This window comes from Trinickia violacea (assembly GCF_005280735.1).
In the GTDB taxonomy this organism is placed as follows: Bacteria; Pseudomonadota; Gammaproteobacteria; order Burkholderiales; family Burkholderiaceae; genus Trinickia_A; species Trinickia_A violacea.
Window position 1 is genome coordinate 3,524,149 of the sequence record NZ_CP040078.1, and the last position, 13,876, is coordinate 3,538,024.

12 protein-coding genes are annotated in these 13,876 nt (G+C 66.3%); 4 read left to right on the forward strand and 8 right to left on the reverse strand.

From position 1 onward, the window contains the following. Positions 1-7 precede the first annotated feature (7 nt). The 3 genes from FAZ95_RS37920 to FAZ95_RS37930 are packed head-to-tail and all read right to left on the reverse strand — an operon-like array spanning position 8 to position 3,574. Positions 8-1,039: an ABC transporter permease gene (locus tag FAZ95_RS37920; RefSeq protein ID WP_137337405.1), complete on the reverse strand. Its 1,032-nt coding sequence runs from the start codon at positions 1,037-1,039 to the stop codon at positions 8-10. Further along, the gene (locus FAZ95_RS37925; RefSeq protein WP_137337406.1) at positions 1,029-2,576 is read right to left on the reverse strand and encodes a sugar ABC transporter ATP-binding protein; all 1,548 of its coding nucleotides are present in this window, start codon (positions 2,574-2,576) and stop codon (positions 1,029-1,031) included. The genes FAZ95_RS37920 and FAZ95_RS37925 overlap by 11 nt, the downstream gene beginning before the upstream one ends. Further along, positions 2,573-3,574, reverse strand: coding sequence for a sugar ABC transporter substrate-binding protein (locus FAZ95_RS37930; protein WP_437437806.1), 1,002 nt, complete (start codon positions 3,572-3,574; stop codon positions 2,573-2,575). The genes FAZ95_RS37925 and FAZ95_RS37930 overlap by 4 nt, the downstream gene beginning before the upstream one ends. A 292-nt stretch (positions 3,575-3,866) precedes the next feature. Here FAZ95_RS37930 and FAZ95_RS37935 point away from each other — a divergent pair, with 292 nt between their 5' ends. Both FAZ95_RS37935 and FAZ95_RS37940 read left to right on the forward strand, forming a co-directional pair. Further along, a complete protein-coding gene (locus tag FAZ95_RS37935; RefSeq protein WP_137337408.1) occupies positions 3,867-4,664 on the forward strand; it encodes an IclR family transcriptional regulator in 798 nt (265 codons plus the stop codon). Positions 4,665-4,783: 119 nt separating this feature from the next. Next, positions 4,784-5,122: a type II toxin-antitoxin system HicB family antitoxin gene (locus FAZ95_RS37940; protein ID WP_137337409.1), complete on the forward strand. Its 339-nt coding sequence runs from the start codon at positions 4,784-4,786 to the stop codon at positions 5,120-5,122. Here the strand turns inward: FAZ95_RS37940 and FAZ95_RS37945 are convergent. The 4 genes from FAZ95_RS37945 to FAZ95_RS37960 form a co-directional block, all read right to left on the reverse strand. Continuing rightward, a complete protein-coding gene (locus FAZ95_RS37945; RefSeq protein ID WP_137337410.1) occupies positions 5,119-5,898 on the reverse strand; it encodes a DeoR/GlpR family DNA-binding transcription regulator in 780 nt (259 codons plus the stop codon). The genes FAZ95_RS37940 and FAZ95_RS37945 overlap by 4 nt on opposite strands. 65 nt (positions 5,899-5,963) lie before the next feature. Beyond that, positions 5,964-6,965, reverse strand: coding sequence for a 4-hydroxythreonine-4-phosphate dehydrogenase PdxA (gene pdxA, locus FAZ95_RS37950; RefSeq protein ID WP_137337411.1), 1,002 nt, complete (start codon positions 6,963-6,965; stop codon positions 5,964-5,966). Positions 6,966-7,027: 62 nt separating this feature from the next. Continuing rightward, positions 7,028-8,281, reverse strand: a complete 1,254-nt coding sequence (locus FAZ95_RS37955) for a four-carbon acid sugar kinase family protein (protein ID WP_137337412.1) — start codon at positions 8,279-8,281, stop codon at positions 7,028-7,030. After that, entirely contained in the window at positions 8,278-9,270 is a 993-nt protein-coding gene (locus tag FAZ95_RS37960; protein WP_137337413.1) for a 2-keto-3-deoxygluconate permease, read from the reverse strand. The genes FAZ95_RS37955 and FAZ95_RS37960 overlap by 4 nt, the downstream gene beginning before the upstream one ends. 344 nt (positions 9,271-9,614) lie before the next feature. Between FAZ95_RS37960 and FAZ95_RS37965 the strand changes: the two genes are divergently transcribed. Then, a complete protein-coding gene (locus FAZ95_RS37965; RefSeq protein ID WP_137337414.1) occupies positions 9,615-10,160 on the forward strand; it encodes a hypothetical protein in 546 nt (181 codons plus the stop codon). Positions 10,161-10,245: 85 nt separating this feature from the next. Here FAZ95_RS37965 and FAZ95_RS37970 read toward each other — a convergent pair whose 3' ends face one another. Next, on the reverse strand, positions 10,246-12,741 hold the full coding sequence (locus FAZ95_RS37970) for a bifunctional acetate--CoA ligase family protein/GNAT family N-acetyltransferase (protein ID WP_137337415.1): 2,496 nt from the start codon (positions 12,739-12,741) through the stop codon (positions 10,246-10,248). A gap of 193 nt (positions 12,742-12,934) precedes the next feature. Here FAZ95_RS37970 and FAZ95_RS37975 point away from each other — a divergent pair, with 193 nt between their 5' ends. Next, on the forward strand, positions 12,935-13,825 hold the full coding sequence (locus FAZ95_RS37975) for a LysR family transcriptional regulator (RefSeq protein WP_137337416.1): 891 nt from the start codon (positions 12,935-12,937) through the stop codon (positions 13,823-13,825). The last annotated feature ends 51 nt before the right edge of the window (positions 13,826-13,876 follow it).

A 13,876-nucleotide genomic window follows, 5' to 3' on the forward strand; every position in this document is an offset into this window, starting at 1 on the left:
CCTCGTTCTAGTTCTGTCCTTCGCCGCCCGCGATGCGCGCCACCATCAGCGAGCCGAGGATGATTGCGCCGTAGATCGCCTGAATCCAGAACGACGGCACTTGCGCGAGCGTCAAGAGGTTCTGCACGACGCCGAGCAGCAGCACGCCCGTCAGCGCGCCGAGCATCGTGCCCTTGCCGCCGTCGAGCGAAATGCCGCCGATCACCGCCGCGGCGAACACCGTGAAGATCATCCCGTTGCCCTGGTTCGCGTTGATCGCGCCGACGTAGCCCGTCACGATCAGCCCGCCGAGCGCGGCCAGCACGCTGCCGAGCACGAACACGCCCCACCTGATGCGCTCGACGCGAATCCCCGCGGCGCGTGCGGCCTGCGGGTTGCCGCCGATCGCGTAGAGCGCGCGGCCGAGCCGGTGATAGCGCAGCATGAACGCGGCGATCGCGAACGCCACCGCCGCGAGCCACACCGACACCGGCAGGCCGAGCACGATCGTCGTCGCGAGCGCGAAGAATGCGGGCGGCATGTCGAACAGCGTGCCGCCCTTGGTTGCGCCCACCAGCATCCCGCGCAGCACGATCAGCATCGCGAGCGTGACGATGAACGCGTTCAACTGCAGCCGGACGACCAGAAAGCCGTTGATGAAACCGATCAGCGCGCCGACCGCGAGAATCGCGATCAGCCCTGCAAACGTGGGCCATTCCGATCCGAATCCGGCGGACGCTGCCGGCATCACGAGCATCGCGCCGATCGCAGGCGCGATGCCGACCGTCGATTCGAGCGACAAATCGAACTTGCCCGTGAGCACGATCAGCGATTCGGCGAGCACGACGAGCGCGAGCGCCGCCGAGGCGCCGAGAATGCTGATCAGATTCGCCTTCGTCAGAAAACTCGGGCTCACGAATGCGCCGATCACGAGCAGCAGCACGAGCGCCGGCACGAGCGCCAAGTCGCGCAAGCGCGCGATCTCGATGCGCGGTGCGCGGCCGCGCGCGGCACCCAACGTCTGGCCCGCAACCAACGCGGGGGTCACACTATTCTTCATGGAGACTGACTCCTTCGACGGATGCGATCAGGTCGTTGTCTTGCCAACCCGCAGGGAATTCGGCGGCGACGCGTCCGCGGAACATCACGAGGACGCGATCGCAGGTACGCAAGTCGTCGAGCTCGCCGGACACGACGAGCACCGCCTTGCCCTCGTCGCGCACGCGATCGACGACCGACAGCAGCGCTTCTTTCGATTTGACGTCGACGCCGGCGGTCGGGTCGATGAGCACCAGCACGTTCGGATCGTTCGCGAGCGCGCGCGCCATCACGACCTTCTGCTGATTGCCGCCTGAAAGACCCGACACGACCTGCTCGGGCCCTTGCGCGACGATGCCGAGCGACTCGATCGCGCTACGGCCGAACGCGTGCTTTTTCGCAGGCGGCACGATGCCGAACTTGCCCATGAGACGCGCAATCGTCATCGACGCGTTCTCCGCGATCGATTGCGTCAACACGAGCCCTTCGTGATGGCGATCCTTCGGCACGCAGCCGACGCCGCGTGCGAGCGCCGCGGGCACGTTGCCGGGCGGCAGCGCGTCGCCGCCGACGCGGATCTCGCCGCGCTGCTGGGCGCGCAGGCCCGCGATCGCTTCGGCGACGCTCGTGCGCCCGCTGCTCGTCGCCCCCGTGAGACCGACGACTTCGCCACGGTTCACGTTGAACGACACGTCTTCGTAATCGTGGCCGTGGAGCTTCGAGACTTCCAGCGCGACCGGCGTATCGGCGGCCAGCGCCGCGCGCGACGCCGCATCGGTGACGGCCAGCCCGCCGCGCTCGCCCGTCATCGCTTCGATCAGCTTGTCGCGCGGCATGGCGCTGACCGGCGCGCTGACGATGTGCCGCGCGTCGCGCAGCACGGTCACCGCCTGGCAGATGTCATAGACCTCTTGCAGATGATGCGAGATGAAGAGAAACGTCACGCCCTCGGCCTGCAGCTCGCGAATGCGCGTGAAGAGCCGCTTGATTTCGTCGCCGTCGAGCTGGGCGGTGGGCTCGTCGAGGATGATGAAACGCGCGCCGTACGACAGCGCCCGCGCGATCTCGACAAGCTGCCGCGCCTCCACCGTGAGATCGCCCGCGCGCGCGTCCTCGCGCACGTCGATCTTCCAGTGGTGGAGCAGCGCACGCGCATCGCGGCGCATCCCCTTCCAGTCGATGACGCCGCGGATGACGCCGCGCCGCGACGGCTGCCGGTTGACGAACAGATTCTCCGCGACGGTCAAGTCGCGGATGATCGTCGAATGCTGATAGACACACGCGACGCGCTCACGCCACGCGTCGCGATCCGCGATCGGCGGCGCGGCGACGCCGCCGAAGCGCACCTCGCCGACATCGGGCTTGCGCAGGCCGGTGAGGATCGACACCAGCGTCGACTTGCCCGCCCCGTTGCGCCCGACGAGCGCATGCGACTCGCCCGGCATCACGCGCAGGCTCACGTCCTGCAGCGCGGCCGTCGAGCCGAAGCGCTTCGTCACGTTCAGCGCTTCGACCACCGGCGGGCGTTCCTGCTCGGCTGGTGTCGTCGGCACGCTCATTTGACCGTGTTGCCCCACAGGTTCTTGTCGTCGACGTTCGCCTTCGTCACGAGCGGCGCGGGCAATTGATCCTCGAGCACGCCCGGCTGCAGCTGAACGATGTTGCTGCCGTGATCGGTCGGGCCCGGCTTGAAGGTCTTGCCCGCGAGCGTCGCCTGGATGTAGTAGAGGCCGTACTTCGCGTACAGGTCGGCCGGCTGCGAAACCGTCGCGTCGATCTCACCCTTGCGGATCGCTTCGAACTCTTGCGGGATGCCGTCGTTGCTGACGATCACGATGTGCTTCGGATCGCCTGCCGGGACCAGCAGCTGCTTGCGGCGCAGCGTCTGCAGCGTCGGCGAGAGATACACGCCGCCCGCCTGCATATAGATCGCTTTGACGTCGGGGTTCGCGGTGAGCAGGCTGTCGAGCGCGGTGGCCGCCACGTCGCCCTTCCAGCTCGCCGGGATTTCGAGCAGCGACAGGTTCGGGTACTGCTTGAGGCACGAGCGGAACGCTTCGGAGCGGTCGCGGCCGTTCACCGACGCGAGGTCGCCCATGATCTGCACGACCTTGCCCGCTTTCACGTGCTCGCCGATGTACTTGCACGCCTGCTCGCCGTACGCGCGGTTGTCGGCTCGCACGACCATCGCGACCTTGCCTTGCGTCGGCGCGACGTCGACGGCCACCACCGGCACGTTCTTCACCGCGGCGGCATCGAGCGCGCGGCTAATCGCCGCCGAATCGAGCGGCCCGACCACGATGCCCTTGGCACCGAGGTTGAGCAGATTGTTCATGTCGGTGATCTGCTGGGCCGGATCGCCGTTCGAATTGACGGGTGCGAGCACGGGAATGCCCATCTGCTTCGCGTACTGCGTCAGATAGTTGTTGTACGACTGCCAGAACGGCGACGTGAGAAGCGGCAAGCCCAGACCGACCTTGCCGGTTTCGGCGGCGCGCGCCGGGCCGTTCAAGGCAAGGGCGGCCACGCAAGCCGCGCCGGCGGTCAGCGTGAGCATGCCCCGAATAAAGCGACGGGCCGCACGCGGCCCTTGGATGAACGTCATGCTTTGTCTCCTGATTGCGTTGTTGAACTGCCTGTAAGACTGTCCCGCGCTTTTTTGTTGTGGAACGCTATTTCATTCATCAGTGAACGTATTATTCATATACGGACTTTTTGAAGTCAAGGATGAGCAGCGCACAAAGGCATTCGTGTTTTCCCTAGCGCCTCGAGGGCCGGCATGCCCGTACGCTCACTCGTGCCCGCAGGGAAAAGCAAAATGAAAAACTTCGGAGGAGAGCCCGATCACCATGGAACCGGTCACCAAAGAGCCAGAAGAGAAGGACGACGCCGACCGCTACCGCGCCCCCGCGCTCGACAAGGGGCTCGACATCCTCGAGCTGCTCGCCGAGCAGAAAGAGGGGCTGACGCGCGCCGAGATCACGAAGCGGCTCGGGCGCAACGCGAGCGAGATGTATCGGATGCTCGAGCGGCTCGTCGCTCGCCAATATGTGGTGCGCTCGGCGGCAGGCGATCGCTATTCGCTGAGCTTGAAGCTGTTCGCACTCGCGCATCGGCATCCGCCGACGAACCGGCTGATCGCGGAAGCGCTGCCGCTGATGCAGCGCTTCGCGGACGAGGCGGAGCAATCGTGTCATCTGGCTGTCTACGATCGCGGCAATCTGCTCGTGGTCGCGCAGGTGGACGGGCCGGGCACGTGGGGGATGTCGGTGCGGCTCGGGTCGCGGGTCGGGTTGATCGATACCGGGTCGGGGCGCGTGATGCTCGCGTTTCAGACGCGAGAGCATCGCGCGCATATGCTCGCCGAACATACGAAGGTCAAGGGTGAAGTGACGATCGATGTCGAGGAGTTGGAGAAGGTCTGCGAACGCGTTCGCGCCGACGGGCATTCGCAGAAGGACAGTCAGCAGATTTTCGGCGTGACGGACGTGACGTTTCCGATTCTCGGGCCATCGGGGCATGCGCTGGCGGCGCTGACGTGCCCGTATTTGCGGCGGATCGATGAGTATGTGGCGCCGTCGATCGAGGCGGTGACGGGGATGTTGAGCGAGACGGTGAAAGGGCTTTCGGTGTTGGGGGAGGAATAGGGAGGGTTCCTGTACGGCGATGCTCGCAGGCAGTACCACTTTGCAGCACCATGCCGCCCTATGAAGAAGCGAGCCCATCTAAAGACCCTGGAACTCATCTTTGCGCGACGAGTGAAGCCATGAACATGAACATCCTGACCATCGCCAACCATCGCGCAGTCGTCACCTACGACCCCGAGACCGACATGCTGCGCGGCGAATTCCTCGGCCTGAACGGCGGCGCCGACTTCTACGCCAGCGATATCGCCACCCTCAAGGCCGAAGGCGCACGCTCCTTGGCGGCGTTCCTCGAAGTCTGCAAGGAGAACGGCATCGACCCTATCCGCCATTTTTCCGGCAGATTCAACGCCCGCATCAATCCCGAACTTCATGCCCGCGCTGTCGAAGCCGCAGCTGCCGAAGGCATCAGCTTGAATCAACTCATCGAGCGCGCCATTGAGCATGAGGTCACGACCTAGGCCAAATCCCTGCGCGCAACCTCGACCGTCACCTCCCCAAGCGCACGAAACGGCAACAGCATCGCCTCATCGGCCATCCACGACGTAATCAAGCGCCAGTCCCGTTGAATCGGCGTCCAGTGCTGCTGCCGCGCGCGGCCCAGCTTGTCGGTATCCGCGAGCACGATCACTTCCGCCGCGCGCGCGACGATGCATTCCTTGAGCCAAGCCTGCTGCGCGCTCGCCTCGCACAACCCGAAGCCCGCAACGACGCCATCCGCGCCGAGAAACGCGCAGTCGACGGTTAACCGGCTCAACGCCAGCTCCGCGAGCGGACCGAGCGTGCTCATGCTCGATGCACGCACGTCCCCGCCGATCATCGTGAGCCGCACACCCGACGCATTGACGAGCGTGCTGACCGCGAGCAGGTTGTTCGTGACGACGTGCAGGTCCTGCCGAGTCACGAGATGCCGCGCGAGCGCCGCGCAGGTAGTGCCGCCATCGAGCAGCACCGTTTCACCATCGGCGACATGCAAAGCCGCCGCCTGCGCGATCGCTTCCTTCTGCTCGCGCTGCGTCGTCTTGCGTTCGTCGAGCGACGCCTCGGGCTCATGCACACCGACGAGCACCGTCGCGCCGCCATAAGTCCGCACGAGGCGCCCTTCTTTGGCGAGCACCGTCAGGTCGCGCCGGATCGTTGCTTCGGAAACGCTGAGCGTCGCGCTCAACTGCTCGACGTTCGCCTCACGCGTGAGCACGAGATCGAGAATGGCGCGCTGACGGTCTGCTGCTTTCATGAAGCTCCGCGAGAGGGAAATGAAGATGGGCGTGATGTTACCCCAGCCCCCAGCTCCCTCACGCGTTAGCCCCGGCGCGTCGCGAGCTCCGCGCCCTGCCGCAGCGCTTCGAGCATGCTGCCCTCGTCGACCACGCCCTTACCCGCGATATCGAACGCGGTACCGTGGTCGACCGACGTGCGGATCACCTCGAGCCCGACCGTCACGTTGACACCCGCCTCGAGCCCGAGCACCTTGATCGGCCCGTGGCCCTGGTCGTGATACATCGCGACCACGAGATCGAAGTCGCCGCGTCCGGCCCGGTAAAACAGCGTGTCGGCCGGCAGCGGCCCGGTGACGTCGAGCCCGCGCGCTTGCAGCACCTTCACGGCCGGAATGATCTTCTCTTCTTCTTCGCCATAGCCAAAGAGGCCATTCTCGCCCGCGTGTGGATTGATGCCGCACACCCCGATGCGCGGCTTCTCGATACCGGCCTTCACGAGCGTCGCATGGCCGCGCTCGATCGTGCGTTGCACGAGGCCCGGCTCGATCTTGCGGATCGCATCGATGATGCCGATATGCGTCGTCACGTGGATCACGCGCAGCTGCGGCGCGACGAGCATCATCGACACTTCGTCGACGCCCGTCAGGTGCGCGAGCATTTCAGTGTGCCCCGGATACTTGTGACCGCCCGCATGCAGCGCTTCCTTGTTGAGCGGCGCCGTGCAGATCGCATCGATCTTGCCCGCCTGCGCGAGCTCGACCGCGCGCGCGATGTAGCGATACGCCGCGTCGCCCGCCAGCGCCGAGAGCTCGCCGAAAGGCAACTCGTCGGGAATCAGGCCGAGGTCGATACAGTCGATCTTGCCTTGCTCGTAGCGCGCTTCGCTGGCGTCTTCGATGCGGCGCACGCTCAATGCGCCGCCGACGATCTCGTTGGCGCGCTCGAGGCGCTTCGCATCGCCGATCACGAGCGGCCGGCATTGCTCGTACACCGACGCATGCGCGAGGCTCTTGACGACGACTTCCGCGCCGACGCCCGCCGCATCGCCCATCGTGATGCCGATAACGGGAAGGTAGTGGTTCATGGTTGTGCTCTTTTTAGCGTGGAATTCGTGAGGTGGGAATGCGCTTGTCTATCGAAGCGGGTTCAACGCGTGGCGGCGGCCCTATCGTCGGTGCTGCGCAGGCGCAGCCACGCCGCGTACAGCGCGCGGTCGGTGCCGAACGCGCCCGCCTTCGTGACGATGCCGGGACGGTGCGAACGCGCCTCACCAAGCGGCCGCGCGATGGCGACACCCGCCTCGACTTCGTCCACCAGTTGCAGCGCGCCGATCCCCGCAACGCTCAACAGCGCGCGCGCCGTCTCGCCGCCCGTCGCAATCAGTCCGCCCGTCTTCGTGACGTGCGGTTCGACGAGTTCGGCGAGGGCCTGTGAGAGCCGCGCGCCTTCTGCCGGATCGAACGCGTCGTCGCGGCCGATGCGCAGCAACAGGTCTTCGCCATGCGATAACAGCGCGCCAATTTGCGCCTGCCATGTGAGCCAGTCGCCGTGCCGCGGCCCTTCGCGCAACATCGCGGGCGGCACGACCCGCTCGTTGACCCCGCCGTGTTCGCGCAGCATGGCGCACTGCTTGTCGCCGACCGCCGACAGCGTGCCGACCAGGGTCAGGATCGGCGCGCCTGGATGGTGTTCGCCGGATGTTTCAGCCGCGCTATCGCGGCGGCTCAGCGAGGCGATCTCGCGCGCGAGGCCGCCCGAACCGACCCAAAACCACGCGCCGTCGCTATCTATCGTCGCCTGTGCCAAGACGTGCAGCGCTTCTTCGGTCTGCGTATCGACGACGACCGCCTGCGCTCCGCTCGCCGTAATCGACGCGATGCGCGCCGCCAGCGTTTCGGGGTCGCCGCGCAGCGCCTCGGCGTCGAGACTTGCGGCCGCGAGCCCCGCATCGGCCAGCATCGCGGCGACGTCGGCGCGGCGGCCGTCGTTTTCGAGCCGCCATGTGTCGGTATCTTCGAGCGGCACGCCGTTCACGAACACGCGGCCGCCCACGAGCGTGCGGCCAGTCGCGGGAAACGCAGGCGCGACGATCGCGAGCCCGGCGAGCGGCTGCAACGCCGCGACCTCAATCGCCCAATTGCCGCGCAAGGTCGAGTCGATTTTTTTGTAGAGCTTGCGCCCCGTGGCATGCAACGCCACGTACGCGGCGACGGTGTGCCGTGCGGCGTCGGCCGAAGCATGGCGTCGCGTGTCGGTATCCACGGCGACGACGTCCGCGGTTGCGCAGTCGGCAGCATTCGCCGCATCGAGCGTCACGACCGCGCGATGACCCGCGGCCGCGAATCCGACTGCGCAATCGGCGGCGCCGGAAAGATCATCGGCGACGATCAAGAGTTTCATCGAGCGAGCTCCGCGCTTGGCTTCGTCTGTGCAACGCGCCGCTGAAAACGTTTCGCCACGGCGGCGGTCAGCATCGGCGACAGGATCGCTGTCACGACGACGCACGCTGCGACGAGCAGCGTCGCGCTCTTGGCCGCCTCTTCATAGATGGGATTGGCCGCGGCGACGAGCGCCGGAACGGCGGCGGCGTTGCCCGCCGTATTGGCGGCTGCCACGCCCGCGACACCGGTGCCGCCCGTCAAGCGGTCGGCGAGGTAAAGCGGAATACCCGTCACGACCACGACGGCGACGCCCAGCACGATCCCGAGCAGCCCGGCTTGCCACACTTTGTGCAGATCCAATCCCGCGCCAAGCGCGAGTGCGAAGAACGGGATCATCACCGGCACAGCCTTCGCCAGAAAGTCGCGCATTTCACGATCGAGATTGCCGAGCAGCATGCCGACCGCAAGCGGCAGAATGCTGCCCACCAGCGTTTGCCACGGGAACGCAGCCAACCCGGCCACGCCGAGCGTAACCATCGTCAGGAACGGTCCCGATTCGAGCGACATCAACGTGTACGCGCCGACGTCTTCGGAGCGGCCATATTGCCCCATCAGCGCCATATACAAGCCACCGTTCGTGTCGTTCATCGCAGCCACGACGGCGAGCGTCGAGATCCCCGCGAACAGACCCGCCGACACCGGCTGCTCGCCGATCAAATGCCCGAGAATCACCCCGACGACGATCGCCGAACCGACTTTCGTGACGAGCAGCGCGCCACCCTTCTTCACGAGATAAGGGGTGGCTTTCACGTCGATGCTCGCGCCCATGCAGACGTAGAAGACGGCGAGGATCGGCAGCGCCCCGGTGAACAGCGCATTGGTGAACGACCCGAAAAACTTCGGCATGCCGGGCATGAAGGTAGCGACAAGCGCCCCGATGAGCAGCGGCACGATCATCATGCCGCCGGGCACGCGTTCAATAGAACGCTTGATGGGGAATTGGGCCATGCGAGTCTCCGTCTTGTAATGGGGGCTGAATCGAACATTCAGCGCCGTGATTGAAACGAGCAAATCTACGCTCACTTCAATCAAAGCGGAGTGTACACAAGCGATGAGTTATGCGCAATTCGATCATCGATTTGCGCGAATCGATCAAACGCCGCTCACGACGTTGTATTCGAGCCGGCGTGGCGCGAAGGTCCGCCCGGCGCAGGCGCTGCGTTACGAGTGAACGGCAATGATCGCACTACAGCACAGCACCGACGGCTCCGCCGTCCACCTAGGTTAGAATAGCGCCCCTCTCAAAACCCGCATTCACCGCCTCCCACGCGGCGGATGCCCCAGCTAAAGCAATGGCGAAACTTCTGACCGACTCCGAATTCCAGCGTTTTTCCGAACTCCAGCAGAAGCAGGCGAGCTTCACGATCACGATCGAAGAGGCCGACGAGTTGCGCGACATCGTCGCTCGCGCGCAGAAAAAGCGCGACGACCGCGCGGCCGCGATGCAAGCGATCGAAACCTACATCGGCCAATTCGACATCTCGCCTGAAGAGCTTTTCTCGGCCGAGCAGATCGGCGACGCCGCGCGCACCTTCGGCCTGATTCCGGCTGCGAAGAAAGAGCGCGTGCTGCCGCCGTCGCTGACGTTCAACGGCAAGCCGTATCAGTGGACGTCGCGCGCACTTCCCGATGAAATCCGCGTGCCGCTCTTCGACGCCTTCAAGGCCGGCCAATCCGTGAAAGACTTCATCGCGACGCCGAAGGACGCGAATCGCAATGCGGCGACGATCGCGCGTCTCGAGCGTGAAACGGGCGCCGTCTACGCGGATGCGTGGCTCGAGGAATTGTCGGTGTCGCGCGCGCAGGTTGACGAGGCCACGGCGAAGCTCGCCGCGTAATTCGCGCGCCGAATTTCAATTGCGCTGCCTATGACATATGACCGGCGGTGACGCGCAGCTAAAGCGCAGCGCGACCGCCGCTCAGTCAAGCCGAAGCGCTCTCCCCGAGCGCCAGGCGCAATCCCACCACGCTGGGATCGTCGGTTCGCGACACCGCGAACCCAAGCGCTTTCGCCAGCCCGATCATCGGCGCATTCTCGGCGAGCACCTCCCCGACGATCCATCGCGTGCCGCGCGAGCGCACGTACTCGATGATCTTCGTCATCAAGAGCCGCCCCAGTCCCTTGCTCTTGAGCGCTGAGCGTATCGCGACCGCGAACTCGGCCGCTTCGTTGTCCGGGTCCGTGATCGCGCGCACGACGCCGAGCGTGTATTCCATTCCGTTCTCGTCGAAGGCGGTCGCGATCAGCGCCATCTCGCGGTCGTAATCGATCTGCGTCATGCGCGCGAGCTGCGAATGATCGAACCCGCGCACCGCGCCGAAAAAGCGCAGGCGCAGATCATCGGACGTCATCGATTTGATGAAGGCGCTGTGCATGGCTTCGTCTTCGGGGCGGATCGGGCGAATCATCATGTGCTCGCCGTGCCAGTAGAGGTTCTCCTCGAGACGGCGCGGGTACGGAACGATGGCGAGCCGGCTGCGCTTTGCAGCGACCGTCACGCGCGGTGCGACGAGCACGGCGCGCGTGCGCGTCACGCGCAGCGTCGCTTGCAGGCCGGCCACTTCCTTCACATCGCAGACCGCTCGCGACAACGCCGTCAGCGCCGCCAGCACCGGCTCGATCGACGACACCGCCCGCGCATACGGCGAACGCGACACGACTTCGCGCGACAAAACCGGATTCAGCGGCGGCAGGCTATAGAAGCACATCGGCGCCGTGAGGCCGTCGACAGACGGCGCGGTAAAACGGAACACCGGGCCGAAGTTCGCGTCGTCGCGCAATTCGATGGCGAGGTCGACGATCTTGGCGTCGTCGACGGCGGCGGCGGTTTCGGGGCAACCGGGCGCGTCGCGCGTCTCGACGATGCCGCCTTCGGTCACGCCGCCCTGGTACGAACGCAAGCTCGCCGTCTCAGCCGCGTGTTCGCGCAGCACCGTCAAACCGAAGCATTCGAAAAAGCGCGCCGCCTCCTCGCCCGCGAGCGCCGTCTGTCCGGCCGCCACCGCATTCCTGGCCTGCACCTGCGCGCAGTCGATCTGCTCGGGAACCTGAGCGGGCAGGCTCTCCGGCGTCTGCATCAGCAGCTCGCGCGCAAGCCGGTAGTCGACGAGACGCGCAAACGCGCGCGCAAGGCGTTGCGGCGTCGTATGAACGGGAATGCCTTGTGCGTGCAGCGCGTCGCGCGTCGCGTTATCGACGCCGCCAAAGAAGCACGCCAATAGCCCGCGGTAGGCGAGCTTGTGGTTCTCGATCAGCACGCGCGCGACCTCGGCGACAGGCGCGCTATGCGTCGGCGCGTGCACGACGAACGCGGTGCCCGTGTCGCGATGCGGCGCCAGCACCTCGAGCGCGCGCGCGAAATGCTCGGGCTTCGCGTCGTCGCCGAGCAACAGCGGATTGCCGGGCAACGCGGAGGGTGCGTCGCGCGACGCGCTCAGATGCGGCAACGCTTCGGCCACCGCGCGCGCCGCCGCCTCCGGCCATTGCGCGAGCGCGTCGCCGGCGGCGGCGAACGCGTCGGCGGCGAGCGTCGCCACGCCGCGGTCGCTCGTGATCAGCGTGGCTGTCGAACTCGCCGCCACGCGTCCCACGCCGAGCGTTTCGATCTCGTCGAGCAGATCGTCGAGCGAATGGACGCGCACCACGCCCGCGCGCTGGAACGCCGAGCTGTAGAGCGCATCGTCGGCATCCGCGCGCCCGGAGCGCAACGCGAGCACCGGCTTGTTGCGCGCCGCCGCCCGCGCCGCCGACATGAACTTGCGCGCCGCGCGCACCGTCTCGAGTTCGAGCAAGATCGCACGCGTGCTCGGGTCGCTCGCGAGATAGTCGAGCGCATCGCCGGCGTCGACGTCGGCTTCGTCGCCGAGCGCGATCGCGTGCGAGAACCCGAGCCCGCGCGCGTATGCCCAGCCGAGCACGGCATTCGTGATCGCGTTCGACTGCGAAACCCAGGCGACACCGCCCTCCTTCACCGGAAACGGCGAGGCGGCGAAGCGGGCGTTGAACGCCGGCGTGATGACGCCGACGCTGCCCGGCCCGACGATGCGCAGCAAATAGGGCCGCGCCGCCGCGAGCGTCTGGGCGAGCACGGCGCGTTCCTCGCTGCGCTTGACCTCGCCGAAGATGATCGCCGCGCGCGTGCCGAGCTTGCCGAGCTTGTGAACGATGGCGGGCCAGGTGGCGGGCGGCGTGCAGATCAGCGCGACGGTGGGCGGCTCCGGCAGATCGTGGACGTCGCCGAATGCGACCAGCCCGCTCAGCTCGGCGTATTTCGGATTGACCGGCCAGACGGGGCCCGCGAAGCCGCCTTCGAGGACACGCGCCCACACCATCGCGCCGACGCTGCGCGGCCGCAACGAGGCGCCGATCACGGCAACCGATTTCGGCCGAAACAACGCGTCGAGATTGCGAACGGACATGGATACTCCAACGTAGCGCCGCGCGAGGCGTCGCGGGCGGTCTCGAAACATCGCTAGCATAGGCGATCGAGCCCCCTCGCGCGATAGGTCCGGAGCGGTCGTTGCGGCTCCGCGCCGCGGCGAAATGTGGGCATAATCGCAGAACTCGACGCGCCCAACGCGCAATAACAAGTACGACGGAAGGACATAGACCATGCGGCGCTTGCCATCGCTGATCGCGTTGCGCTTTTTCGAAGAGACGGCTCGGCACATGAGCTTCAATCGCGCAGCGACCGCGCTGTGCGTCACGCAAGGCGCCGTGAGCCGCCAAATCAAGATTCTCGAGGATTCGCTCGGCACCAAGCTGTTCGAACGCGACCACAAAGGCATCCGCCTCACGCCCGCGGGCGCGCAATTGCTGCCGTGCGTCTCCGACGCCTTCGACACGATCGAGCGCGGCACGCGGCAGCTCGCGTCGATCACGGGACGCAAGCGCCTCGTGCTGTCGGTGCCGCCGACGTTCGCGACGCAGTGGTTTTCGCCGCGGCTCGGGTCGCTCGCGGTCGAGCTGCCGGATGTGGAGCTGTCGGTGCGCACGGGGCCCAGCGACGAGTGCCATTGCAACGTCCGCTTCGGCCGCGAGGCGCTGCCCGAAGGGCAATCGGAGCTGCTGATGATCGAGCGGCACACGCTGGTCTGCGCGCCCAAGCTCGCGAGCGAATCGCTCGAAACCCTGCTCGAACGCGTGCCGGCGCTCCACGTGCTCTACAACGACACGCGGCTCGAACTGTGGCCGAACTGGCTCGCGCAAGCGCAGTTGCCCGCGCGCTATGCCGAAAACGGGATCGAGTTTTCGAATCTGGAACAGGCGATTCACGCCGCGCGCAAGGGCGTCGGGCTTGCGGTTGTCGATCGCAACATGATTGCCGAGGAGCTGGCGGACGGCTCGCTGGTACGGATCTCCGATGTCGAAGTCATGGGGCCCTATGGCTACTGGCTCGATATCGGCGCGAACCATGCCACGTTTGAGCACGTGCAGGCGTTCGCCAGCTGGATGCGCGAGGAAGTCCTGAAAATGTCCGACGAGGACGGCGGCACGCGCTAGCCGTCACCGCGATGGGCCGGCTCGGACAGGCCGGCCCCGTGGAAAAATGGC